General features: G+C 60.0%; 26 protein-coding genes and 1 tRNA gene. 15 read left to right on the forward strand and 12 right to left on the reverse strand.

Translation table 11 applies throughout. From position 1 onward, the window contains the following. The first annotated feature begins 6 nt into the window (after nucleotides 1–6). From RAK07_RS07125 to RAK07_RS07155, 7 genes are all read left to right on the forward strand, one after another. Nucleotides 7–720 carry an HAD-IA family hydrolase gene (locus tag RAK07_RS07125; RefSeq protein ID WP_305732142.1) on the forward strand — a complete coding sequence of 238 codons (714 nt, stop codon included), beginning with the start codon at nucleotides 7–9 and terminating at the stop codon, nucleotides 718–720. Beyond that, on the forward strand, nucleotides 710–1,819 hold the full coding sequence (locus RAK07_RS07130; RefSeq protein WP_305732143.1) for an NAD(P)-binding domain-containing protein: 1,110 nt from the start codon (nucleotides 710–712) through the stop codon (nucleotides 1,817–1,819). The genes RAK07_RS07125 and RAK07_RS07130 overlap by 11 nt, the downstream gene beginning before the upstream one ends. After that, nucleotides 1,819–2,694 (forward strand): YicC/YloC family endoribonuclease, encoded by an 876-nt coding sequence (locus RAK07_RS07135; RefSeq protein WP_305732144.1) that lies wholly within the window; start codon nucleotides 1,819–1,821, stop codon nucleotides 2,692–2,694. The genes RAK07_RS07130 and RAK07_RS07135 overlap by 1 nt, the downstream gene beginning before the upstream one ends. A gap of 35 nt (nucleotides 2,695–2,729) precedes the next feature. Continuing rightward, a complete protein-coding gene (gmk, locus tag RAK07_RS07140) occupies nucleotides 2,730–3,338 on the forward strand; it encodes a guanylate kinase (RefSeq protein ID WP_305732145.1) in 609 nt (202 codons plus the stop codon). A 61-nt stretch (nucleotides 3,339–3,399) separates the two neighbouring features. Then, a complete protein-coding gene (gene rpoZ, locus RAK07_RS07145) occupies nucleotides 3,400–3,606 on the forward strand; it encodes a DNA-directed RNA polymerase subunit omega (protein WP_305732146.1) in 207 nt (68 codons plus the stop codon). A gap of 103 nt (nucleotides 3,607–3,709) precedes the next feature. After that, nucleotides 3,710–5,860 (forward strand): RelA/SpoT family protein, encoded by a 2,151-nt coding sequence (locus RAK07_RS07150; RefSeq protein ID WP_305732147.1) that lies wholly within the window; start codon nucleotides 3,710–3,712, stop codon nucleotides 5,858–5,860. 56 nt (nucleotides 5,861–5,916) lie between these two features. Next, entirely contained in the window at nucleotides 5,917–6,291 is a 375-nt protein-coding gene (locus RAK07_RS07155) for a RidA family protein (RefSeq protein WP_305732148.1), read from the forward strand. 77 nt (nucleotides 6,292–6,368) lie between these two features. Here the strand turns inward: RAK07_RS07155 and rpmB are convergent, their stop codons facing one another. Then, nucleotides 6,369–6,560 carry a 50S ribosomal protein L28 gene (rpmB, locus tag RAK07_RS07160; protein WP_305732149.1) on the reverse strand — a complete coding sequence of 64 codons (192 nt, stop codon included), beginning with the start codon at nucleotides 6,558–6,560 and terminating at the stop codon, nucleotides 6,369–6,371. Between the two features lie 79 nt (nucleotides 6,561–6,639). Between rpmB and RAK07_RS07165 the strand changes: the two genes are divergently transcribed. From RAK07_RS07165 to RAK07_RS07175, 3 genes are all read left to right on the forward strand, one after another. Continuing rightward, entirely contained in the window at nucleotides 6,640–7,236 is a 597-nt protein-coding gene (locus tag RAK07_RS07165; RefSeq protein WP_305732150.1) for a YdcF family protein, read from the forward strand. Between the two features lie 69 nt (nucleotides 7,237–7,305). Further along, nucleotides 7,306–8,694, forward strand: a complete 1,389-nt coding sequence (gene thrC / locus RAK07_RS07170; RefSeq protein ID WP_305732151.1) for a threonine synthase — start codon at nucleotides 7,306–7,308, stop codon at nucleotides 8,692–8,694. A gap of 52 nt (nucleotides 8,695–8,746) precedes the next feature. After that, nucleotides 8,747–8,821, forward strand: a tRNA-Gly gene (locus tag RAK07_RS07175). Here RAK07_RS07175 and RAK07_RS07180 read toward each other — a convergent pair. Next, the gene (locus RAK07_RS07180) at nucleotides 8,822–9,799 is read right to left on the reverse strand and encodes a tyrosine-type recombinase/integrase (protein ID WP_305732152.1); all 978 of its coding nucleotides are present in this window, start codon (nucleotides 9,797–9,799) and stop codon (nucleotides 8,822–8,824) included. It abuts the tRNA gene before it with no gap. 127 nt (nucleotides 9,800–9,926) lie between these two features. On the opposite strand from RAK07_RS07180, the gene RAK07_RS07185 reads away from it, so the two are divergent. The 4 genes from RAK07_RS07185 (at nucleotide 9,927) to RAK07_RS07200 (ending at nucleotide 14,808) form a co-directional block, all read left to right on the forward strand. Beyond that, complete coding sequence (locus tag RAK07_RS07185; RefSeq protein WP_305733491.1) at nucleotides 9,927–10,976, forward strand: IS481 family transposase; 1,050 nt, start codon at nucleotides 9,927–9,929, stop codon at nucleotides 10,974–10,976. 211 nt (nucleotides 10,977–11,187) lie between these two features. Then, entirely contained in the window at nucleotides 11,188–11,454 is a 267-nt protein-coding gene (locus RAK07_RS07190; RefSeq protein ID WP_305732153.1) for a hypothetical protein, read from the forward strand. A 368-nt stretch (nucleotides 11,455–11,822) separates the two neighbouring features. Next, entirely contained in the window at nucleotides 11,823–12,176 is a 354-nt protein-coding gene (locus RAK07_RS07195) for a hypothetical protein (RefSeq protein WP_305732154.1), read from the forward strand. A 559-nt stretch (nucleotides 12,177–12,735) separates the two neighbouring features. Beyond that, a complete protein-coding gene (locus tag RAK07_RS07200; protein ID WP_305732155.1) occupies nucleotides 12,736–14,808 on the forward strand; it encodes a sensor domain-containing protein in 2,073 nt (690 codons plus the stop codon). A gap of 59 nt (nucleotides 14,809–14,867) precedes the next feature. Here RAK07_RS07200 and RAK07_RS07205 read toward each other — a convergent pair whose 3' ends face one another. After that, nucleotides 14,868–15,035, reverse strand: a complete 168-nt coding sequence (locus tag RAK07_RS07205) for a hypothetical protein (RefSeq protein ID WP_305732156.1) — start codon at nucleotides 15,033–15,035, stop codon at nucleotides 14,868–14,870. A 120-nt stretch (nucleotides 15,036–15,155) separates the two neighbouring features. Here RAK07_RS07205 and RAK07_RS07210 point away from each other — a divergent pair, with 120 nt between their 5' ends. Beyond that, nucleotides 15,156–15,374, forward strand: a complete 219-nt coding sequence (locus tag RAK07_RS07210; protein ID WP_305732157.1) for a hypothetical protein — start codon at nucleotides 15,156–15,158, stop codon at nucleotides 15,372–15,374. Here RAK07_RS07210 and RAK07_RS07215 read toward each other — a convergent pair. Genes RAK07_RS07215 through RAK07_RS07255 form a run of 9 tightly spaced genes read right to left on the reverse strand, consistent with a single transcriptional unit; the run spans nucleotide 15,369 to nucleotide 22,391 of the window. Beyond that, nucleotides 15,369–15,920 carry a hypothetical protein gene (locus tag RAK07_RS07215; protein WP_305732158.1) on the reverse strand — a complete coding sequence of 184 codons (552 nt, stop codon included), beginning with the start codon at nucleotides 15,918–15,920 and terminating at the stop codon, nucleotides 15,369–15,371. The two genes, RAK07_RS07210 and RAK07_RS07215, sit on opposite strands and share 6 nt — an antisense overlap. Further along, nucleotides 15,917–16,471, reverse strand: a complete 555-nt coding sequence (locus RAK07_RS07220) for a type 4a pilus biogenesis protein PilO (RefSeq protein ID WP_305732159.1) — start codon at nucleotides 16,469–16,471, stop codon at nucleotides 15,917–15,919. The genes RAK07_RS07215 and RAK07_RS07220 overlap by 4 nt, the downstream gene beginning before the upstream one ends. Further along, nucleotides 16,468–17,013 (reverse strand): PilN domain-containing protein, encoded by a 546-nt coding sequence (locus tag RAK07_RS07225; protein WP_305732160.1) that lies wholly within the window; start codon nucleotides 17,011–17,013, stop codon nucleotides 16,468–16,470. The genes RAK07_RS07220 and RAK07_RS07225 overlap by 4 nt, the downstream gene beginning before the upstream one ends. Beyond that, nucleotides 17,010–17,945 carry a type IV pilus biogenesis protein PilM gene (gene pilM / locus RAK07_RS07230; RefSeq protein ID WP_305732161.1) on the reverse strand — a complete coding sequence of 312 codons (936 nt, stop codon included), beginning with the start codon at nucleotides 17,943–17,945 and terminating at the stop codon, nucleotides 17,010–17,012. The genes RAK07_RS07225 and pilM overlap by 4 nt, the downstream gene beginning before the upstream one ends. A gap of 3 nt (nucleotides 17,946–17,948) precedes the next feature. Next, on the reverse strand, nucleotides 17,949–19,661 hold the full coding sequence (locus RAK07_RS07235) for a GspE/PulE family protein (RefSeq protein ID WP_305732162.1): 1,713 nt from the start codon (nucleotides 19,659–19,661) through the stop codon (nucleotides 17,949–17,951). An 8-nt stretch (nucleotides 19,662–19,669) separates the two neighbouring features. Next, nucleotides 19,670–20,875, reverse strand: a complete 1,206-nt coding sequence (locus RAK07_RS07240) for a type II secretion system F family protein (RefSeq protein ID WP_305732163.1) — start codon at nucleotides 20,873–20,875, stop codon at nucleotides 19,670–19,672. Between the two features lie 22 nt (nucleotides 20,876–20,897). Next, nucleotides 20,898–21,446, reverse strand: a complete 549-nt coding sequence (locus RAK07_RS07245; RefSeq protein WP_305732164.1) for a type II secretion system protein — start codon at nucleotides 21,444–21,446, stop codon at nucleotides 20,898–20,900. Nucleotides 21,447–21,451: 5 nt separating this feature from the next. After that, nucleotides 21,452–21,889, reverse strand: coding sequence for a type IV pilin protein (locus RAK07_RS07250; protein WP_305732165.1), 438 nt, complete (start codon nucleotides 21,887–21,889; stop codon nucleotides 21,452–21,454). A gap of 7 nt (nucleotides 21,890–21,896) precedes the next feature. After that, nucleotides 21,897–22,391 carry a prepilin-type N-terminal cleavage/methylation domain-containing protein gene (locus RAK07_RS07255; RefSeq protein WP_305732166.1) on the reverse strand — a complete coding sequence of 165 codons (495 nt, stop codon included), beginning with the start codon at nucleotides 22,389–22,391 and terminating at the stop codon, nucleotides 21,897–21,899. Nucleotide 22,392: the final 1 nt, after the last annotated feature.

Consider the following 22,392-nt stretch of genomic DNA (forward strand, 5'->3'; position numbering starts at 1 on the left):
CAACTTATGTTTCTTGACTGGAACCATATCGATACCGTGCTGCTGGACATGGACGGCACCATCCTGGACCGGCATTTCGACGACCATTTCTGGCTGGAACACCTGCCGAAGCAATGGGCTGCCCGCCACAGGGTGCCGCTCCCCCAGGCCAAGGAACAGCTCTACGCCCTGTTCCGCTCCCAGGAGCGGACCCTGAACTGGACCGACCTGGATTACTGGTCGGAGCGCCTGGGAATGGACGTCCCCCAACTGAAACTGGAGATCGAGCACCTGATCGCCGTGCATCCCGGCGTGGTGGAGTTCCTGCTCTTCTGCCGCCGGCACGGCAAACAGCTCTGGCTGGTGACCAACGCCCATTCCAAGACCCTGGATATCAAGCTGAAGAAGACGCGGGTCGGCCCCTACTTCGACGGCGTGGTGTCGGCCCACCAGGTGGGGGTGCCCAAGGAAGACCCCGGTTTCTGGGATCGGCTGCAACGCTTCGTCAGCTACGCTCCCGAGCGCACCCTGCTGGGGGAGGATACTGAGGACAATCTTGAAACGGCCCGGCTTTACGGCATCGGCTACCTGCTGCATGTCTGCCGCTACAGCTCCACCGTCTGTCCGGTGCCCTCCTCCCGTTTCGTGTCCATCGACTACTTTACCCGCCTGCTGCCGGCCGAAGGGTGTACGGCCGTGTCCATCGGGCAGATGCAAGGAGAACTCGCAGATGTCAGTTGAACTGTACGATGTCGTCATCATCGGCGGCGGACCGGCCGGCTTGGCCACCGCCTACCTCTGCCACAAGCACGGTCTTTCCTACCTGGTGCTGGAGTCGGGCAAGGCGGTGTTCCAGGGGATCGCCAACACCTATCCCCAGGGAAAGCTGGTCTACCCCTCCAAGCCCAAGGATGCGCCGGAGCCGTTTCTGATCGAGGAGTTGCGGCCCCCTGACAAGCCGGTGACCGTGGAGAGCTACCTGCAGTACATCCAGCACTTTGTCCAGCACGAGAACCTCAATATCCGCACCGAGGTGGCGTTTGAGGATATCCGGGACGAGCGGGACGGCCTGGTGGTGGTGACCGACAAGGGGCTGTTCAAGGGGCGCAAGGTGGTGCTGGCCTTTGGCAGCAGCATTCCCCGGGAACTGTCGGTCTACGGCGACGCCAAAATGGTGGCCAAGAACGTGGAGGACCCCAGCAAGTTCGTCGGCCTGAAGACCCTGGTCATCGGCGGCGGAAACACGGCGGCCGACGTGGTGATCGCCATCCTCAAAGCCAAGCGGGAGATGCACGACACCCAGCCGGTCTACTGGGCTCACAAGTCGGAGAAGTTCGACGTCAACAAGGAGACGGCCCAGCGCCTGGGCGAGGAGATCCTGCTGGGGGGGAACATCCGCCTGCTCCCCGGCGCCACCCCCCGCATCGGCGAAGTGGACAACGAAGGGGTTGACCGGCTGGTGATCCGGATCAACGAGTTCAAGCAGGCCGACAACATCGACCTCTACCACGCCCTGAGCTTCCCGATGCAGAACGTCATCGCCTGCATCGGCTCCCAGGGACCGGTGCCGATCTTCGACAAGCTGGGGATCCAGACCATCTCCTGCACCGCCGGGGTCTGCAAGGTGGCCAAGGAAGGGGACCGGCTGGTGCTTTTGACCGCCGACTTCGAGACCACCCGCAAGGGAGTCTACGTCATGGGGGGTGCCATCTCTCCCTCCTACATGAAGATCTGCGAAGGGGCGATCCAGGAGGAGAAGCATCCCAACCTGATCTACACCGCCATCAACGATGCCTACCACGTGGTGCAGGGTATCCGGCAGAAATTGGGGAAAGCATAATGATACGCAGCATGACCGGCTACGGCAAAGGCGAGACGGTATCGGCCCGGGGGCGCTGCCTGGTGGAGGTGCGCACGGTGAACCACCGCTACGGCGAGGTGACCGTGAAGCTGCCCCGCTCTTTCCTGGCCTGCGAGCACGAACTGCGCAAGCTGGCCGCGGCCCGGATCAAGCGGGGCAAGGCCGACCTGTTCGTGCAGTGGGAACCGGCTGCCGATGCGGCTGCGGCCCCGCCGGTGAACCTGGAGGCGGCCCGTGGCTACCACGAGGCGTTCAGGCACCTGGCCCACGAACTGCGCCTCTCCCCGGAGATTCCGCTCTCCCTGATCGTGGCCCAGCGCAACGTGCTGCAGGAGTCCGTGACCGAAGACAGCCCGGACCTGCTGCCCCAGGTGCTGGAAGCGGCAACGGCGGCCCTGGACTCCCTGGATGCCATGCGGCTTCAGGAAGGGACAGCCCTGGTCGTTGACCTGCGGCAGCGCCGCCAGACCCTGGAAGAGTTGGTGGGACGGATCAGGGACCGGGTTCCGGCCATGCTCGACGAGTTCCGGGCCAAGCTGGAGCAGCGGCTGGCCAAGTTGCTGGGGGACACCCAGCTTGACCCGCAGCGCCTGGCCCAGGAGGTGGCGATCCTGGCGGACAAGAGCGACGTCACCGAGGAACTGGTACGCCTGGCCAGCCATTTCGTGCAGTTCGACGAGACCCTTACCCTGCGGGAGCCGGTGGGACGCAAGCTGGACTTCCTGATGCAGGAGCTGAACCGGGAGGTGAACACCATCGGTTCCAAGTCCGGCGACGTGGAGATCACCTCCCTGGTGGTGGCGCTGAAGGCGGAGATGGAGAAGATGCGGGAGCAGGTCCAGAATATTGAGTAGTTTATCGGTAACTGTTTTAAGAATGAAAGGTATATATGCAGCCAGAAGGACTTCTCATCGTCATCTCCGCCCCGTCAGGTGCGGGCAAGACCACCCTCTGCCGCGAGTTGACCCGTCGTTTTCCGGCCCTGAAGGAGTCGATCAGCTACACCACCCGCCAGCCCCGGTCCGGCGAGACGGACGGTGTGGACTACCATTTCGTCACCGTGGAGCGGTTCAGGGAAATGATCGAGGCCGATGCCTTTGCCGAATGGGCCCAGGTGCACGACAACTACTACGGTACTGCCATCGCCACCCTGGAGGAGGCCCGGAAGGGGGGAATCGACATCCTGCTGGATATCGACTGCCAGGGGGCCAAGATCCTGAAGAACCGCGGTGTGACCGGAGTCTTTGTCTTCGTGCTCCCCCCCAGCATGGCTGAGCTGCGCCGCCGCCTGGAATCTCGCTCCTCCGACGACCGCGCGGTGATCGAGCGCCGCATCGCCGCGGCGGCGTCTGAAATCAGGGAATCCCGCTGGTACGACTATATTATTGTCAACGACCGGCTTGAGGATGCCCAGGAGTCGCTGGCCGCCGTGGTAACCGCCGCCCGCTGCGCCACCGGCCGGATGCTGGGTCAGGTGTCGAAAATGTTTGATATTTGAGCCCGCATCGGTATAATTCACATTCCCGATCATTTTTAACAACTTCCGAAGGAGAATCGATATGGCACGTGTAACCGTGGAAGATTGCCTGCAGCAGATCAACAATCGCTTCATGCTGGTGATGATGACCTCAAAGCGGGTCAAGCAGCTTTACAAGGGGGCTCCTCCCCTGATCGACCGGAAGAATAACCGCTATGTCGTCACCGCCCTGCGGGAGATCGCCGCCGGAAAGCTGTCCGCCGAATTCACCTCGCGACGTTCCGCCTGATATGCACCCCCGGAGGCCTGCCGCCCATGCGACACGGCCTCCTTTTTTGTCCTCTCGCCATCTACCGTTCAACGAGTAACCCTGAAGGCAGCTCCATTTCGGCATGATACGTCTCAACGACATTCTTGACATGGTTGCCAGCTACAACCCCTCGGCGGATCTGAACCTGATCCGCAAGGCCTACGTGTACTGCGCCAAGGTGCACCAGGGGCAGACCCGCCTGTCCGGTGAGCCGTACATCATTCATCCCCTGGAAGTGGCCGGCCTGCTGGCCGGCATGCGGCTGGACGTGCCCAGTATCGTTACCGGATTTCTCCACGACACCATTGAGGACACCCTGACCACCTCGCAGGAGCTGGCCGAGATGTTCGGCCAGGAGGTTGCCGACCTGGTGGACGGGGTCACCAAGATCAGCAAGATCCACTTCAAGACCAAGGAGGAGAATCAGGCGGAGAACTTCCGCAAGATGCTCCTGGCCATGGCCAACGACATCAGGGTGATCCTGGTGAAGCTGGCGGACCGGCTGCACAACATGCGCACCATGCAGTTCCAGCCGGACACCAAGCAGCGCTCCATCAGCCGCGAGACCATGGATATCTACGCCCCCATCGCCCACCGCCTGGGGATCTCCTGGATCAAGACCGAGCTGGAGGACCTCTCCTTCCGCTACCTGCACCCCGAGATCTACGACGACCTGATCACCAAGATCCAGCAGAAGCGGCAGGAGCGCAAAGGGTACGTGGAGGAGGTCCGTTCCGAGATCCAGCAGAAGCTGGCCGAACACGGCATCACCGGTGAGGTATCCGGCCGCACCAAGCACCTCTACTCCATCTGGCGCAAGATGGAGAAACGCAACGTGGATATTGACGAAATTTACGACCTGACCGCGTTCCGGGTGCTGGTGGAGGATTTGCGGGACTGTTACGGCGTGCTGGGGGTGATCCATTCTTCCTGGAAACCGGTGCCGGGGCGGTTCAAAGACTATATCGCCATGCCCAAGGGGAACATGTACCAGTCGCTGCATACCACGGTGATCGGTCCCCACGGCGACCGGATCGAGGTACAGATCCGCACCCACGAGATGCACCGGGTGGCGGAGGCCGGCATCGCGGCCCACTGGAAGTACAAGGAAGGCAAGGGGTACGACGAGAAGGAGGTCAAGCGCTTTGCCTGGCTGCGGCAACTGCTGGAGTGGCAGCAGGAGCTGCAGGACTCCCGCGAATTCATGGATTCGGTGAAGGTAGAGCTGTTCCCCGAAGAGGTCTACGTCTTCACCCCCAAGGGGGATGTGAAGGGATTTCCCAAGGGCTCCACCCCCATTGACTTCGCCTACAGCGTCCATACCGACGTGGGTCACCGCTGTGTCGGCGCCAAGGTCAACGGCAAGCTGGTGCCGCTCAAGCATGTGCTGAACACCGGCGACATCGTGGAGGTGATCACCTCCCCCCACCACACCCCCAGCAAGGACTGGCTGAAGATCGTCCACTCCTCCCGGGCCCGCAACAAGATCAGGGCCTGGATCAAGACCGAGGAGCGCAAACGCAGCATGGTGCTGGGACGGGAGATCTGCGAGAAGGAGTTCCGCAAGTATTCCCTGAACCTGCAGAAACTGCTGAAAAGCGGCGAACTCAAACAGGTGGGCCAGGAGTTCGGCTTTAACAGCGAGGACGACCTGCTGGCTGCCGTGGGGTACGGCAAGCTTTCCGTAGGCCAGGTAGTGGGCAGGCTGGTGCCGGAAGAGCGGCTGAAGGCGCGCCAGGAGCAGAAGGAATCGCGCATCAGCAGCGTCATCAACAAGCTCAAAGGGCGTTCTTCCAGCGCCGTTGAGGTGGGCGGCCTGGACGATGTCATGATCCGCTACGCCAAATGCTGCAATCCCCTGCCGGGTGACGAGATCATCGGTTTCATCACCAGGGGCCAGGGGGTGACAATCCACACTGCCGACTGTCCTTTTGTGGCGGAAAATGACCCGGAACGGCGCATTGACGTCACCTGGGCCAAGGGCAAGAGTGCCGCGCTTCCCGTGAAGCTGCGGGTACTTTGCCACGATGTCAAAGGAATTCTGGCCACCATGACCCAGGCCATCACCAACGCCGAAGCCAATATCGCCAGCGCCCAGATCAAGAGCACCGTGGACAAGCGGGGCGAAAACATCTTCGAGGTGAACGTCACCGACCTGAATCACTTACATCGCGTCACCAATGCCCTGATGAAGATTAAGGGCGTCATCAAGGTGGAGCGGTTGAAACATTGATGCCGGATCGTGATCCCCGGCACCGGACGCGTCAATCAACAACAGGGAGAATCTCAATGGAAATTGTGGCAACAGACAAGGCGCCGGCGGCTATAGGTCCCTATTCCCAGGCAGTGAAAAGCGGCTCCCTGCTCTTCTGCTCGGGTCAGATTCCGCTGGTGCCGGAAACCGGCGAAATGGTCACGGGTGACATCAGGCAGGAAACAGAACAGGTGATGAACAACCTGTCGGCAGTGTTGGCTGCCGGCGGTACCGGTTTTGACCGGGTGGTCAGGACCACCATCTACCTGGTGGACATGGCTGATTTTCCAGTAGTGAACGAGGTATACGGCAGCTTCTTCAGTGCGGCGAAACCGGCACGGGCCACCGTAGCGGTGGCGGCACTGCCCAGAGGAGCACGGGTGGAGATCGACGCCGTCGCCGAACTCTAGGGGAGCGTAAGGAACAAAAGGAGCCGTGCGGTTCGGACAACCGCACGGCTCCTTTTGAAAGGGTGCAGAAAAACGACCTACAGCGCTTTGGTGACGGCGCCGGACCGGATGCAGCGGGTACAGACCTTGACCGTGCGCACCGTGCCGTTGTTGACGGCCTTCACCTTCTGCAGGTTGGGATACCAGGTGGTACGCGACTTGTTGTTGGCGTGACTGACGTTGTTACCGGTGCTGGGGCCTTTGCCGCAAACTTCACATTTTCTTGACATGGGTTCATACCTCCCGTACTAACTGAACAAACTCTGATACCAGAATCACGCAACTGACGCAAGGGAAAAATAGCAGACCATGACGATATTCAAAGCATTTCTCTCGTTGCTGATCATTGCCCTGCTGGTGGTGATGGCCCTGTTCGTCGACTTCACCTACAAGACCTTCTCCGCCGCCCCCCGCCTGGTCCAGTCCGACGCCATCGTGGTGCTGGCCGGCGGGCGGGGACGGATCGAGGAGGGAGTACGGCTCTTCCGGGAGGGTAAAGGAAATGAACTGTTTCTGGTGGGGGTGGACCCACTGGTCCGTAAAAGCGACCTCTACCGTCCTGCTGCGGGCGATCCGCCCTACGAACGGGTTATTCTGGAGAAAACCTCCCGCAACACGCTGGAAAACGCCATTTTTGCCCGCGACATTCTGGTGCAGCACAATGTCCGCTCCATCCTGCTGATCACCTCCCGCTATCATCTCAAGCGGGCAGCTATCCTGTTTCGACATGCCCTGCCCCGCGATGTGGCCATCTACCCCTACCCCGTTGACAGTATCAACGTCAAGGAACGCTGGTGGCAACACGAGGGGAGCTTCAAACTGCTTTTCTCCGAATTCTACAAATACTGCCTGTTCCGTATTTTCTTCCTGCTGGCGCCGGGTGAGCTGCGACCGGTCAAGCTCTAGCCTTTTACGATAAAACCTGCTAAGTACAACGGTTATTGTTGCACCACGCCCCCCGAAAGGACAAAACCAATGCGTTACCTCAGCACCCGCGGCGGCATCACCCCGATCCCTTTCAAGGACGCCGTGATGATGGGCCTTGCCGACGACGGCGGCCTGCTGCTTCCCGAAACCATCCCCACGTTCACGCCGGAAGAGCTCGAGTCCTGGCGCGGTTCATCCTATCAAGACGTGGCCTTTGCCATCATTTCCCGCTTCGTGGACGACATCCCGGCCCATGACCTGCGACAACTGATCGAGCGATCCTATGCCACCTTCAGCCACCCCGGGGTCACCCCGGTGGTGAAAAAGGACGGCGTCCACATTCTGGAGCTGTTCCACGGCGTTACCCTGGCCTTCAAGGATGTGGCCCTGCAGTTCCTGGGCAACCTGTTCGAGTACATCCTGGCGGAACGCAACGAAACCATGACTATCCTGGGGGCCACCTCCGGCGACACCGGCAGCGCCGCCATCCACGGCGTGCGCGGCAAAAAGGGGATCACCATCTTCATCCTGCATCCCGAGGGCAAGACCTCACCGGTGCAGGCGCTGCAGATGACCAGCGTCCTGGACGCCAACGTGCACAACATCGCCGTCAGCGGCACCTTTGACGACTGTCAGGATATGGTCAAATCCCTGATGGGCGACCTGGAGTTCAAGAAAAACTATTCGCTGGGAGCGGTCAACTCCATCAACTGGGCACGGGTGCTGGCCCAGGTGGTCTACTACGTCTACGCTTGGCTCAAGGTGGCCGCACCGGGCCAGAAGGTGATCTTCTCCGTTCCAACCGGCAACTTCGGCGATATTTTTGCCGGTTACGTGGCCTGGCAGATGGGCCTGCCGGTGGAAAAACTGCTGCTTGCCACCAACGAGAACAACATTCTTACCCGCTGCATCACCAGCGGCGACTACTCGGTTGGCTCCGTGGTGCAGACCCTCTCCCCTTCCATGGATATCCAGGTGGCCTCCAACTTTGAGCGTTATCTCTTCTACCTCTTTGACCGTAACCCGGCACGGGTAAAGGAGGCATTTGCCCAGCTCAAGGCCGAAGGCCGGATCACCTTCAACAGCGGAGAAACCGCCCGGATGCAGCAGAAGTTCTGTTCCGCTTCCGTGGACCGGGAGCAGACCCTGCAAACCATCGGCAACTTCCTTGCCGAAACCGGCTACCTGCTGGACCCGCACACCGCAGTCGGCGTGCGGGCCGCCCGTGAGCTGGCTGCCGGGGACACCCCGCTCATCTGCCTCTCCACCGCGCATCCGGCCAAATTCGACGAGGCGGTCATCGCTGCCACCGGCAAACCGGTACCGGTACCGGAATCGATCGCCAAGCTGCAGGGACTGCCCACTCGCTGTGACCGCCTGCCGGCTGACCAGCAGGCCCTGCGGGAGTACATCGTACGCACCATGACGGCCTCCTAACGCCGGTATTGACGGCTACGGCACCATCTGCTATAAAGTCATCTCCACATGAGCGGGAATAACTCAGTGGTAGAGTGTCAGCTTCCCAAGCTGAAGGCCGCGGGTTCGAATCCCGTTTCCCGCTCCACTAATAAGATAATGGGATTAAGTAGTTAGGCTTGACAATCCCTTGACTGTGCCCGGTACTGTACCCATACAGTGCCGGGTTTTTCTTTTTCCGGGGCTCGATAAAGTCACGTCCAAAGTAGTCCAGAATTGCCACAGCGTCCTCCTCAAGTCCTTCCACGTAGTTCCCGTAGACTTCATATACCATCTGTTTTGAAGCATGGCCCATGAGCTTAACCAACCGCAAGGGGTTAACTCCTATGGTCAAGGCCCAGGCCGCGAAGGTGTGCCGAGCCGTATAGGAGGTCATGGGAGCAATACCAGCCTTGTCCACTGCTTTTTTCCAGACCTTGGCAAAGTCGGTGCTGTGCAGTCTGCTTCCCCTAGCGGATGTGACTAGATACGGAGTGGCAGCCCTGGCAACCAGGATATCCAATCGCTTTCTGATGGCGTCGGTGATGTAGATATCCCTTTTGCGGAAGGCGGTCTTCAAGCTGCTTTTCTCGTTCTTGAGAACATACGAAGAGGTCAGCTTGAGATAATCGCCCTGGATGCTGTCTTTGGTCAGGGCGGCCATTTCCGAAACAATCATGCCGGTCAGGATCATGAGTTCCGCAATGGGGCGGTAGTGCTCTTCCAGGCTTTCAAGGAACAGTTGCCAATCGCGGAAGCGAAGGGCAAGGCGTTCTTTCTTCTCGGTCTTCGGCAGCTTTTTGTGGATACCGTCGCAGGGGTTTTTTATTACCCAGCGGTAATGGTCGCAGGCGTCATTCCAAATGGCCCGAAAGGGTATCAGGATGTTGACCTTACGCGCCCGTGACAGGGGCTTGCCCTTGTTGGGGCCGGTTTTCCATTTCAGCGTTTCAGTGAACTTGTACAGTTCCTGGCCGGTGATCTGGTGAAAGGTCAGGTTCCTGAAGTGGGGCAGCATCCGCCGGATTGCTTCCTGATAGTCCCGGTGTTTGGTGGGGGAGCCAAAGGTGGGGAAGATGGTCTTCATCCATTCCTTGACTGTAGTGTGATGGTATTCACCTGACAGTTGGCCATTTTCAGTTGGTGGCCATACTGCCCTTGAATGGTAAAAGATGAAGTTGCTCAGACTAAATCTTTCCATCAAGGAGAACAGTATGACCACCGCCGAGAAAGTATCACGAAGAAAGCTCAGTTTGCTAGAGTTGGCCGCCGATCTTTCGAATGTCAGCAAAGCCTGCAAGCTCATGGGTTATTCGCGGCAGCAGTTCTATGAAATCCGTCGAAACTATCAGACCTACGGTTCAGCCGGTCTGGTTGATCGGATGCCCGGAGCCAGAGGCCCGCATCCTAACCGAGTCGATGAATCTGTAGAGCAGGAGATTCTTGAACACTGCCTGGCTCATCCCGGTCATGGCCCGCTACGTGTTGCCAACGAGTTAGCTCTTAAAGGTACCCAGGTTAGCTCAGGAGGCGTTCGCGGAGTCTGGAGCAGGCACAACCTGCTGACCAAACAGGAACGGATGCTGCGACTTGAAAAGAGCGTCCGGGAACAAGCATTCGAACTGTCCGACGAGCAGATCAGGGCCTTGGAACGGTTCAGCCCTGAGTTCAGGGAGCGTCACATCGAAACCAGCCACACCGGCGATCTCGTAGCAGTGGACACCTTCTTTGTCGGCACTCTGAAAGGCGTCGGCAAAGTCTACCTGCAATCGGTCATTGATTGCTACTCACGCTACGCCTGGGGCAAGCTCTACACCAATAAGCTGCCGGTCACTGCTGTGCATGTGCTTAATGAAGACGTACTGCCGTTCTTTGAAGAACATGACGCCCGGATCAGCACCATCCTCTCGGATAATGGCAGGGAGTTCTGCGGCAGGCCGGACAATCATCCCTACGAGCTGTTCCTACAGCTTGAAGAGATCGAGCACCGCACCACCAAGGTCAGACGTCCGCAGAGCAATGGCTTTGTCGAACGGCTGCACAGAACCTTGCTTGACGAACACTTCCGGGTAATGGGCCGCACCAAGTGGTACGAGTCGTTGGACGAGATGCAGACCGATCTGGACACCTATCTCAAGACTTACAACTACGACCGCCCACACCAAGGCAGAAACATGCTTGGCAGGACGCCATACACGGTTTTCATAGACGGCTTGCCAAAGAACGACGATTCAGATACTGAGGACTACAAACTGGCAGCGTAAATCACGACCCATTCAAGGGCACTGTCAGGTGAATACTATCTCTGTACATATTGGAGACACCCGTGACGCAGTCTCATGACGGTGGTTACAGTCTGCACCGAATTAGCTTATTCCCCTCACTTCCATCGAAATAATATGTGTACCATGCTATTACAAGCTAGTTTATCGTCTGCAGCATCTATTGAAATTATGACTATGAAAGGTTCTAAGTATGAAGAAAACACCTGTTATCTGTGCTTCTTTTCTTTTGGCTTGTTTTTTGATCAATACTGATGCTGAAGCAAAGCGTATACCCACGGGAAACACCTATGATGTTGTTGTCCGCTGTGACGGCCCCAATCAGAAAGACCAGTATGTACAAGTCAGGGCAGTAACACAGCCCGAAGCCGAGCAAATGGCCAAGCATAAGGCATATTTGGCGCGATACTTCGACTCCAGCTGCAAAAATCCGAAAATTAAAAAAATCAAAAAACTCTGAGGTGGACTGGTTTTGCGAGACAAGATGGTCTGGCTGAGACCTGATGAGATTCAGGCCTAATCCTTTACAATTTTTATTACTTTCAGATGCTGTTGCATAACTCTTTTACTCTGCCCGGTACTGTACCCATACACTACCGGGTTTTCTTTTTCCGGGGCTTGATGAAAACTCCCTACCGAAGTATTCTCTCTTTCAAAGCATGTCCCATACGTTTTACCCGTCGTAGCGGGCTGATGCCTATGGTTCGAGATGATCTGTTGAACTCCACTCTTGCCCCGTTTGTCAATTCCGTGGCAGAGTTCGCCCACTGGCGGCACTGCGCGGGAAGATAATCACCGAGGCAGGCTTTTCGCAGAAGGAGAGCACACATGAGAAAAAAACTGATATGCACGATCCTGGCTATGTATTTTTCGACCTGTCCCGCACACGCTGCCGAAAAAGTTGTGTCGTGTGAGGTTTACTCGAACAATCAGCCTGCTTACACAGGCACCTGTCTGTTCATTCCCGAGGCCGGCGGTTCCTTTGTCCTGTCCCATACAGTCAAGGGGAAACCACTGGTAGGCGAAGTAACCGATATCTCTGTGACGATCGTCGAAAAGGGTGTTGCGGAGGTCCGCGGGCTTACAAAGCGTGGTAATAATTCCAGGTGGGGTGAGGCCAAACGATCACAAAACAATAAGGCATGCTGGGAAGGAGCTGACTTCAAAGTATGCGCACGTTGATCCGCCGGCATCCGGCAGACGCGCAGAGTCGCAGACCTTGGCCGGACTGTGCCGGCGTCGTACGACTCTGGGCGTCCTCAGGGGCCTGAATGCATAGTCAATGTCGAACAAGCAGGTGAATGATATTCGTGGGCCACTCAAGCGACGGTTCCCTGACAAGAATGTGATACACGATTGCGCACACAATGAACGCAATAACAGTGTAAAGAGCTATTTTGGAATTTTTCACGGGTACTTCAAATTCATACGGCTCGCCCTGAGTTTGCATGGTATATTCCTCCATAACACCACCCAAAACATCGAACACTCCGCATACCACACGCTTTACCCGAACCTGACCCTCGCCGGCTCCTCCTTCCCACGGTCCCCTGTGTTAGAAATTTTACCATAATGCGGGATGTGTGCAATCAGCACGAACGTCAATGCAATTAATCGGCTGGAATTACGGCTGTTCAACCCTGCAAAAATATTATAAGGTCTTCTTTGTCGCCATAACGGCACAACGCTTCGACGACACCACGCTCGTCGAACAAACATTACCGGTGCTTTTGGAAATGCTATGACACCTGACACATCCGCCGTACTACACCATGCACACCTGGAAGCCATTTTTCATCCTATCGCCACCGGCGTAATCTGGTTCAACCGGCAGGGCGCCATTACGTCTTTCAACCGCGCCACCCTTGACATTTTCGGCTATGATGCCGAAGAGTTGGCGAAAATGAACGTAGCAGCACTGCTTTCCATGGGAGATCCGGCGGAGCCGGAGGCTTCCTTCGACAGCCTGATCTCCTTTGACGACGGTATGAGCAGCCACCGGGTGCGGGATCTGGTCGGCCGACGCAAGGATGGCGGCATCTATCACCTGGACCTGCTGGTCAGCGAGTTCCGGTTGGGCGACACCAGCCTCTTCATGGGGATCATGCACGACACCTCCGAACTGAAGATGTCGGAACGGGAGCTGGGGCTGGCCTCAAAAGTGTTTGAGAATATGAGCGAGGCCGTAGTGGTGACGGATGCGGACAACAACTATCTTTCGGTCAATCCGGCCTTCAGCAGGATCACCGGCTATACCCAGGAGGAGGTGATCGGAAAGAACCCGCGGATCATGTCATCGGGGCGACACGACGCGGAGTTTTACCGACAGATGTGGGAGGCGATCCGTACCAACGGCTACTGGCAGGGAGAGATCTGGAACCGGCGCAAGAACAGCGAAATTTACCCGAAGTGGCTCAGTATCGTTGCGGTCAGGGACGCCGGCGACCAGGTGCAGAACTACATTGCCGTTTCATCGGATATCTCCGAACGCAAGGCCGCAGACGAGCGGATCCACTTCATGGCCCACTACGACGCACTGACCGGCCTTCCCAACCGGATACTGCTGCATGACCGGCTGCTCCAGGCCATCCTCTACGCCAAGCGGCAGCAGACCAAGGTGGCGATTCTTTTCCTCGACCTGGACCGCTTCAAAACCATCAATGACACCCTGGGGCACAGCGTCGGCGACCTGCTGCTGCAGGCGGTGGCGGAGCGCCTGAAAACCTGCGTGCGCAACAGTGATACCATTGCCCGCCTGGGGGGTGACGAGTTCATTGTGGTCATTCCCGATCTGCGCGACGCCGATCACGCCGGCAAGATCGCCCAGAAAATCCTGAATTCCATTGCCGCCCACTTCATGATCAGGGATATGGAACTGCATACCACGGCCAGTATCGGTATCAGCCTCTTCCCTGAGGATGGCACCGCCAACGAGGAACTGATCTCGAACGCGGATGTTGCCATGTACCGGGCCAAGGATAACGGGAAGAACAATTATCAGTTCTTCACCCCGGTGATGAATACCAGTTCCTACGAACGACTGACCATTGAAAACAAATTACGCCGGGCACTTGAGCGCGAAGAGTTCATCCTCTACTACCAGCCGCAGGTCAACGTGGTCACCGGACGGATCATCGGTGCGGAGGCGCTGGTACGCTGGCAGAACCCGGAAATCGGTTTGGTGCCGCCGGATATGTTCATCTCGCTGGCTGAAGAGAACGGCATGATCGTGCCAATTGGAGAATGGGTGCTGCGGGAGGCCTGCCGCCAGAACAGCCTCTGGCAGCGGCAGGGGGGAACGCCGATTTCGGTTGCGGTCAACCTGTCGGCCATGCAGTTCCACCAGAAAAACCTGACAACCCTGGTGGCCCGGGTTCTGGAAGAAACCGAACTGCAGCCCTGCTGGCTTGAGCTGGAGATTACCGAAACCGGCATCATGAAAAATGCAGAAGCAATCACGACGCTTAACGCGCTGAAGCAGATGGGGATCAAGCTTTCCATCGACGACTTCGGCACCGGCTACTCAAGTCTGAGCCACCTGAAGAAATTTCCTCTGGACAAGCTGAAAATCGACAAGTCTTTTGTCCATGACGTTACCACCAACCAGGATGACACCGCCATCGTCAGTGCCATCATCGGCATGGCCAGAAGCCTGAATCTGCAGGTGATTGCGGAAGGGGTGGAAACCAGGGAGCAGCGAGACTTTCTCGCTGCCAACGGCTGTTGTGAAATGCAGGGGTACCTTTTCAGCAAGCCGGTGCCGGCCCGGGAATTCGAGCATTTTGTAACGACGGGGGAGTATCGTCACCCCTGAAACAAACTGCTCTGCCGTCGGGAGAGCGGTGATGGTCGTCGCGCAGCTGCTATCTCCTGCTAGCGATCCGGCTTATTGAACCAGAGGATGAAGACGCAAAAGGGGAAAACCGCCGAGGCGCACCCCCACAGCAGCATGTTCTTGCCGCGGTTTCTGGCGAGGAGCGCCCCCAACACTCCGGGTATCCCGAAAAACAACGCCAGGAAGAAATATTCGGAAGCTCCCATGATTTCCGCCTTTCCGTCCGCCGGGTGGCGGCACTGCTGATGGTGTCAGCCATTACCTAGCCCAGATGGGATGATTAATCAACCCCTAACCATCGTATGTTCCCGGATCGGAGATGCCCCATGATCCCCTCTGCTGCCAGCCCTCTCGATCGTACCCTTGCGGCCATCTGCGAGCGTTGCCCGGTCTGCCGGCAGGCGCGGCGCAGCCAGGCCGGCATCGCTTTCACCCTGGTGAAGCGGATTGAGACCTCACTCTGCCCGTTTTGCCGGGCCTATGAGCGGGTCCACGGCATAAAGGCCCACGAGCGACTCCCGTCAGCCCCCCCTGAACGATCATAACGTTGCCACCAACTGGTGGCTGCCATCCTGGGAACGCAGGGTCATACGCTCATCATCGATGGCGACCACCCGGTACCCCGGTATCGGCATATCCCCTACCCGCACCGTGATGATCTCCTCACCCCTGGCCAGAAAGACGATTCTGATACCCTTCCTGGTGTAAGCGCCGAGGACCGTGAAAGCGTCCAGTTGTTGCCGGGCCAGTTCCTGCGGTGTGGGGGGCGGTGGCGATGCCGGAGTTGCCGGCCCGCTTCGCGACGTCGGCGCAGCGGCGCTGCCGCGCGGTGCGGCAGTGCCCCGGTCCCCCGCCAGGGGTCTGAAAATGTTCCTGTGCACACGGACTGCGCTGCTTGACGACACCTGCAGACCATCGCGCAGCACTCCCCCACCCCGCCCGGCAGTTGCCGTCTGACCGGACAGGGAGGAGAATGGTCGATACGTGAGACGGTCGATACGTTTCTGGCGGGGCATGCGCAGCCAGGCGCTGATGATGGTCACGATCAGAAGCGGTAGCAGCACGGCCAGAATCAGGCGGGTGCGGTTCATGGCGGCACCTCCGGACGCAGGTGGAGTACCATCCGGACCTCCAGCGAAAGACGCTCCGTTCGCGGATCGGGATTGACCAGGCTGGCCGTCTCCACGTAGGCCAGGGCATTCAGGTTCTGTAACTCAGCCAGGACCGGCTTTACCGCCTCGTAGCTGCCGGTGATGCCAACGGACAGCGCATAACCGGCCATTCCTTCAATGGCCGGGGGAAGCGGACGGTAGGTCAGCGTGCTGACCGTTGCCCCGTGCACTGCCGCAACGTCGGTCACGTGCCCGAGTACCCGCGGAAACTCGTTGCGGGTCGGAATCGTGGCCAACAGACTGTCCAGGCGCTGCCGGGCGCGCTGCTGACGATCCGCTCCGTCCCCCCGTCCAAGTTCATGGAGCTGCCGGCGCTTTTCCGACCAGCGTTCCTGTACCTGCTCGCGCTGCTGACGCTGCGGTCCCAGCAGGTATCCCCAGACCGCCACGGACACGCTGCCGAGCAGCAGCAGCCACAGCAGCATGCGACGGTACTCGCGGACCAGCGTTACCAGCCGGGAGGCGCTCATGGCGACACCAGCCTGACGGACACGTTAAACTGCACCAGCCCCGTCTGTTCCGCCGGCGCCGCTGCACTGTGGCCCACCAGCATCGGCTCGGCGAGCAGCGTTGCTCCGGAAAGGCTCTCTAAAAGCCGCTGCAGATCGCCGAATCCCCCGGCACGCCCCTGCAGGGAAAGCCGCTTCCCCTCATTGTCCGGCATCAGGGCGGTCAGGGCGACCCGCTCCGGCACCAACCGTTCCAGCTCATCAAGGCGCCTGACCCACACTTGCCCATGGTGGCGGTCCACGAGCGCATTGATCGCTTCCACCCGCCGCCGCTGGCGCAGCAGCTCCGCCTCCGGCAGTGCCGCGCGCGCAGCCGCCAGTTGACGGTCAAGGGCATCAGTTTCCTCCCGCAGCCGTCGCAGTTCATCGCTGCCGGCAACCAGCATGACGACACCGGCAACGGTCAGCAGCAGCAAAGACACCATGGCGGTTGCCAGAGCTGCGGCACAGAAGCGGCGATCGTACCAGGGACCGGTACGCAGGTTCAGATCGATCCGGATCATAGCGCCCCCACTGCCGCCGCAATGGCGCCATTCATCCGTTCCCGGGGCAGCCCGACCACCGGAACGCCGGGGGAGCGCCGGTACAGGTCGGAGGAATCCAGCCGTATCGGCTGCTGCTCACAGAGTGCCGCCACCTCCGTCAACCAGCCCGGCTCGGAAGCATTGGCGTCAGTAACGACATAGAGCCTGGCCGTGCGTTGCCCCGGCCACTGTCGACGATACGCCTCCCACGAGCCGTGCAACTCCCGCTCCGGTGTCCCCCCGCCCCGGTCGGCCGGCAGAAATCTGCTGCGCCAGAACACCGGAATACCGTTGTGGAGCATAATCACCGTCAGGGTCTCGCCATGCCAGAGCACAAGAGTGGTGGCCCCTTCCGGCTCGATATGCGACGCAAAGGCGCGGATCAGGCTGAGCTGGTGCAGTTCAACCCGCACCGGCAGAAACCCGGCTTCACGCGCGAGGTGCTCGTACTGCTCCACTACCCGGCGGACCGCAAAGGCCACCAGCAGCCGGACCGCACCCCCCTCCTTCCGCTGCAGCACCTGAAAATCCAGATGCAGTTCGGGAGGATCGCCGGGAAGATTCTTCCGCAGTCGCCAGAGAATCATCTCCACCGCCTCGTCCCGGTCCTTCCAGGTTTCGTCGAAATCCAGCAGCAGTATCCGGCCGCCGGCGTCCGGCAACGAGAGGACGGTACGACCGGCGGAGGTGGGCAATGAACGGCGTACCGTCGCCAGGCACTGCACGAAGGCAGACGGATCGCTCAGGTGGGGCTCGTTCCAGGAGAGTTGCAGGCTCCCCGGGGGGAGCGGGGCGAACGCCGCCCGATCCAGCAACGGCAGCCCCCTGCCCCGCCGCAGCACCGCAGCTCCCGCACCATCCCGGCCGATGGACAGCCCGGTTATCCTGCCTGAAAACAGTGAAAGCGCCATGAGCTACTCCACAAAGGTGACCCGGTTGATTTCCCGCAGACTGGTTTCGCCGGCCAACAGCTTTTCAACGGCCGCCTCCCGCAGGAAGATCGTGCCCTGCTGCCGGGCCGCCTGCTTCAGGCGTGCCACGGTGGCACGGTTGATGATCAGGTCGCGGATCATATCGTTGCACTCCAGCAGTTCCACAATGGCGGAACGCCCCAGGTAGCCGGTACCGTTGCAGGTCTCGCAGCCGTGTGGTTCGTACAGGACCGCCTCACCGCACTGCTCCGGCGAAATTCCCGCATCCTGCAACTCCTCCGGTTTCGGCCGCACTGGTCGGCGGCATTTCCGGCAGAGCCGCCGCACCAGGCGCTGGGCCAGGATGCAGTTGAGGGAGGAAACGAAGTTATAGGGATCGATCCCCATGTGGGCGAACCGTCCGATCACGTCCAGGGCGTTGTTGGCATGGACCGTGGTAAAGACCAGGTGTCCGGTCAAGGCGGATTGCACCGCGATCATGGCGGTTTCCGCATCGCGGATCTCTCCCACCATGATCGTGTCCGGATCGTGGCGCAGGATGGAGCGCAGCCCCCGCGCAAAGGTGAGCCCTTTCTTCTCGTTTACCGGAATCTGCAGCACCCCCGGCACCAGATACTCCACCGGGTCCTCGATGGTGATGATTTTTTCCTCGCCGCTGTGGATTTCGGTCAGGGCGGCGTAGAGGGTGGTGGTCTTGCCCGAACCGGTGGGGCCGGTCACCAGCACCATGCCGTAGGGCTCGCGAATCTTGCGCCGGATACGGGGCAGCTCCCGCGGGCTGATGCCCAGGTATTCCAGCGAAAGCCCCTTCATCTCGCTGGCGATGCTTTCCTTGTCCAGAATCCTGATCACTGCGTCCTCGCCATAGACGCTGGGCATGATCGAGATGCGGAAATCGATGGACTTGTCCCGGAAACGAACCTTGAAGCGGCCGTCCTGGGGCACCCGTCGCTCGGAGATATCAAGCTCGCTCATGACCTTGAGCCGTGAGATGACCGGCGACTGGAACTGCCGATCGATCGGTTCGTTGGCCTGGAACAGCACGCCGTCGATCCGGTACTTGATCATCACCCCCTGGACGCCGGTCTCGATATGGATGTCGCTGGCCCGTCGTCCCAGGGCATCCAGCAGGGTGCTGTTGACCAGCTTGATGATCGGGCTGGTGTCCGTGGTGGCCAGGGATTCGGCGGAAAGGGTTTCCTCCCCCTTGTCCGTTTCCCGCACCAGGTGCAGCATGAAATCGTCGGTAACGTCCCGCAGCACCCGGCGGGTCCCCTCGCCGGCCTTGAGCAGAGAGGCAATGTCAGACTCGCTGGCCACCCGCAGCAGCAGCGGACAGCCCAGGAGCATTTCAAGCTCGTCGAAGCGCAGCACGTCGGTGGGGTCGGCAACGGCAATGACCAGGCAGTCCTGCCGGTACTCCAGCGGAATGAAGCGGTAGCGGTAGATGACATCGGCCGGAAGGGTTGCCAGCAACGCCTCGTCGATGCGGTGGTCCCCCAGATCAACCCACATAAGCCCGTTCTGCTCCGCCAGGGCCTGGGACAGCTCAACCTCCCCCAGCAGGCCGGCGGAGATGCAGAGCTCGCCGAAGCGCATCCCCGGTACCGGCAGCATGGCAACCATGGACGCAAGCTGCTCCGGGGTGAGCGCTCCCCGTTCCACCAGTATCTGACCGATCCTGCGGTGAGCCATGACGCCCCCTACCCCACGGTGCCGGCGATCTTGAAGATCGGCAGGTACATGGCGATGATGATTCCTCCCACCACGGCCCCCATCAGGATCATGATGGCCGGTTCCACGGCCGTGGTCAAAAGCCGCAGGCGCTCTTCCACTTCGCTCTCCAGGTAGTCGGCGATATCGGTGAACAACTCCTCAAGGGCTCCGGTGGCCTCTCCCACGCCCAGCATGCGCAACGCCAGAAGCGGCATGATCCGACTCCGCTCCAGGGCGGCGGCCAGCGTGCTTCCTTCCTCCACCAACCGCACCGTCTCAAGCAGCCGGGCCTCCATGAAACGGTTGTGCAGGGTACCCGCGGCGTTCCTGAGGGATTCCACCAGCGGAATGCCGCTGCCCAGCAGCGTGCCCATGGTCCGGGAGAATGCGGAGACGGCATGGCTGCGCACCAGCTCTCCCACCAGCGGTATGCGCAGCTTCCAGTGGTCGACGCGGTAGCGTCCGGCAGCGGTGCGTGCCCAGTATCGCAGGCTGAACGCCATGCAGACCGCGACTACTGCCACAAGCGGCAGCCAGGCACGCAGGCCGGTGGTGAAACCGATCAGCAGACGGGTGACCAGGGGCAGTTGACTACCGGCATCGGCGTAGATGCGGCTGAAGGTGGGCACTACGTAGACCAGCAGCAGGGCAACGGCCAGACAGGCCACCACCACCAGAATGACCGGGTAGACCAGCGCACTCACCACGTTGCGACGAACCTGGTCGGAGCGCTTCAGAAATTGCAGGTAGCGCCGGATGGTAACAACAAGGTCGCCGGTTCGCTCCCCTGCCCGCACCGAGGCGATGTAGAGTTGGGGAAAAACGCTGCCGTGCTGTTCCAGCGCTCCCGACAGGGTTCCCCCTGCAGTCACCTCATCGCGAATTCGGCCGAGGATCGCGGAAAAACGACGCTCCCCCGGCCACTGCTCATGCAGCGTGTCCAGCGCCTGCAGCATCGGCATGCCCGCCTTCAACAACACCAGCAGCTCCTGATTGAAGGTCAGCAGGTCGCGGGTGGCAAGTCGTCTGCCGCTCGTTTCATACAGCAGTGAAAAGCGCTTCCGCCGCACGGAAAAGACCTGCAACCCCATCTCCGTGAGCCGCTGCCGCAGACGGGCCGCATCGTCCCCCTCCAGCTCCCTGGTCTGGATACTGCCGTCCGCCAGGCCGATTGTGCAGGTGAAAAGGGCCATAGTCGTCCTGCTGCCTCCCTGGTTACTGCGGACCGGACCGGGGACTGGTGCCGATCGGCTGGGGAGCCGTCTCCGCTCCGGTCGATGCGGCAACCGGGGGACGGGCAACGAACCGCCAGTCACGATACGACTGCTTGTTGGTGAACTCCCGCAACGACTCCGGAAAGTTGTCCACCTTGAACGGCTGAAGCCCGCTGGTACTGGCGACACCGATGATGCCCCGAACCGGGTCGCGGATCAGCTCCCAGTCGCTCCCGGTTATCGGGTCCGGGTAGAGCCGGCGCAGGTGACGCACCGTGGCGGGGGTGCGCGGGTCCCGCAGCAGGTGTCGGAGATCGGCGAGCGGCGTGGCGACATGGGCGCTCCCCCTGGGGTAATGCCAACGGGTCAGGGCATCCTGCAGCTGGCTTCCCCGGAAGAGCAACTCCTCCTCCCGCTCACGCTGCATCCGCTGCTGCCATCCCTGCCCCGCCGCAGCCGACAGGACTCCCATCACCATCACCATGAACAGGGCCGTCAGGTAGGTGAAACCGTCGGTCGAGCGCAGCAGCCGGCAGCCGTCGGTGGTCATCGCTCCTACCACTCGTTGTACGGGACGTTGTTGGTCCCGACCAGATTCGAACCGCTGTGCAGATCGTAGACGTTACCCAAGAGCGGGGTCCGCCCCCCACTCCCACCATCGTTGGCAGCCGGAGACGGCAATGGCTGAGGAGCCACAATGACCCAGGTCTCCCGGGAGCGGGTAAAGGGATCGATCGGCAGTTCCCGCAGATAGCGCTGCTCAACCAGTTCCGCCAGGCTCATCGGATAACGCCCCTGATCTGCTGCAAACTGATCGATGGCCGAGCGCATGCTGTACAGATCTTCCCGCAGCACTGCCTCGCGAGCCCTGATCAGGCCGGTCTGGTAGCTGGGCACTGCAATGGCGGCCAGAATGCCGATGATGGAAATGACGATCATCAGCTCAATCAGGGTGAAGCCGCCCGCACCAGCTATCCGCCCGTCAGCATTCACGATTTCGTCACCAGTCCCGGTAGCGGGTGCCGTCGATGGACACGCCGTTGCTCAGTGAATAGACGTCGAAAACATCCTCACGCCCCCAGGTGCCGGCATCGGGACTGTCGCTGTAGGAGCGCAGTCCCCAGGCCGGCGGGTCGTTTCCCCGCGGGGGATTCATCGGATCCGGCGGAATCCGGCGCAGGAAGCGCTGCCGGACCCGGTAGGCCCCGCCGAAATCATCGCCGGTCACCAAGGTTTCCAGATCCTTCGGGTAGCCGCTTTTAGCTGCCGCAGCAATGATCTTGCGCTCCTCCACCGCCTTGTCGTACGCCTTTTTGTAGTCGTCGATGGCGGTACGGATGATACGCAGATTGCGACGCAGTTCCAGTTCGCGCACCCGCTGGCCGGTCATCCAGGAGAGTGGCAGTACCACCGAAGCGAGCAGGGCCAGGATGCTGACCGTCACCACCAGCTCCACCAGGGTTACCCCCCGTTGTGTCCCCAGGCGCCGGCCCATG

Source organism: Trichlorobacter ammonificans (assembly GCF_933509905.1).
GTDB classification, from domain to species: domain Bacteria; phylum Desulfobacterota; class Desulfuromonadia; order Geobacterales; family Pseudopelobacteraceae; genus Trichlorobacter; species Trichlorobacter ammonificans.

Excerpts from the sequence above, each read along its gene's own strand:
- RAK07_RS07125 (WP_305732142.1), top strand. The coding sequence starts at position 7 with ATGTTTCTTGACTGGAACCATATCGATACCGTGCTGCTGGACATGGAC.
- RAK07_RS07130 (WP_305732143.1), top strand. The coding sequence starts at position 710 with ATGTCAGTTGAACTGTACGATGTCGTCATCATCGGCGGCGGACCGGCC.
- RAK07_RS07135 (WP_305732144.1), top strand. The coding sequence starts at position 1,819 with ATGATACGCAGCATGACCGGCTACGGCAAAGGCGAGACGGTATCGGCC.
- gmk (WP_305732145.1), top strand. The coding sequence starts at position 2,730 with ATGCAGCCAGAAGGACTTCTCATCGTCATCTCCGCCCCGTCAGGTGCG.
- rpoZ (WP_305732146.1), top strand. The coding sequence starts at position 3,400 with ATGGCACGTGTAACCGTGGAAGATTGCCTGCAGCAGATCAACAATCGC.
- RAK07_RS07150 (WP_305732147.1), top strand. The coding sequence starts at position 3,710 with ATGATACGTCTCAACGACATTCTTGACATGGTTGCCAGCTACAACCCC.
- RAK07_RS07155 (WP_305732148.1), top strand. The coding sequence starts at position 5,917 with ATGGAAATTGTGGCAACAGACAAGGCGCCGGCGGCTATAGGTCCCTAT.
- rpmB (WP_305732149.1), bottom strand. The coding sequence starts at position 6,560 with ATGTCAAGAAAATGTGAAGTTTGCGGCAAAGGCCCCAGCACCGGTAAC.
- RAK07_RS07165 (WP_305732150.1), top strand. The coding sequence starts at position 6,640 with ATGACGATATTCAAAGCATTTCTCTCGTTGCTGATCATTGCCCTGCTG.
- thrC (WP_305732151.1), top strand. The coding sequence starts at position 7,306 with ATGCGTTACCTCAGCACCCGCGGCGGCATCACCCCGATCCCTTTCAAG.
- RAK07_RS07180 (WP_305732152.1), bottom strand. The coding sequence starts at position 9,799 with ATGAAGACCATCTTCCCCACCTTTGGCTCCCCCACCAAACACCGGGAC.
- RAK07_RS07185 (WP_305733491.1), top strand. The coding sequence starts at position 9,927 with ATGACCACCGCCGAGAAAGTATCACGAAGAAAGCTCAGTTTGCTAGAG.
- RAK07_RS07190 (WP_305732153.1), top strand. The coding sequence starts at position 11,188 with ATGAAGAAAACACCTGTTATCTGTGCTTCTTTTCTTTTGGCTTGTTTT.
- RAK07_RS07195 (WP_305732154.1), top strand. The coding sequence starts at position 11,823 with ATGAGAAAAAAACTGATATGCACGATCCTGGCTATGTATTTTTCGACC.
- RAK07_RS07200 (WP_305732155.1), top strand. The coding sequence starts at position 12,736 with ATGACACCTGACACATCCGCCGTACTACACCATGCACACCTGGAAGCC.
- RAK07_RS07205 (WP_305732156.1), bottom strand. The coding sequence starts at position 15,035 with ATGGGAGCTTCCGAATATTTCTTCCTGGCGTTGTTTTTCGGGATACCC.
- RAK07_RS07210 (WP_305732157.1), top strand. The coding sequence starts at position 15,156 with ATGATCCCCTCTGCTGCCAGCCCTCTCGATCGTACCCTTGCGGCCATC.
- RAK07_RS07215 (WP_305732158.1), bottom strand. The coding sequence starts at position 15,920 with ATGAACCGCACCCGCCTGATTCTGGCCGTGCTGCTACCGCTTCTGATC.
- RAK07_RS07220 (WP_305732159.1), bottom strand. The coding sequence starts at position 16,471 with ATGAGCGCCTCCCGGCTGGTAACGCTGGTCCGCGAGTACCGTCGCATG.
- RAK07_RS07225 (WP_305732160.1), bottom strand. The coding sequence starts at position 17,013 with ATGATCCGGATCGATCTGAACCTGCGTACCGGTCCCTGGTACGATCGC.
- pilM (WP_305732161.1), bottom strand. The coding sequence starts at position 17,945 with ATGGCGCTTTCACTGTTTTCAGGCAGGATAACCGGGCTGTCCATCGGC.
- RAK07_RS07235 (WP_305732162.1), bottom strand. The coding sequence starts at position 19,661 with ATGGCTCACCGCAGGATCGGTCAGATACTGGTGGAACGGGGAGCGCTC.
- RAK07_RS07240 (WP_305732163.1), bottom strand. The coding sequence starts at position 20,875 with ATGGCCCTTTTCACCTGCACAATCGGCCTGGCGGACGGCAGTATCCAG.
- RAK07_RS07245 (WP_305732164.1), bottom strand. The coding sequence starts at position 21,446 with ATGACCACCGACGGCTGCCGGCTGCTGCGCTCGACCGACGGTTTCACC.
- RAK07_RS07255 (WP_305732166.1), bottom strand. The coding sequence starts at position 22,391 with ATGGGCCGGCGCCTGGGGACACAACGGGGGGTAACCCTGGTGGAGCTG.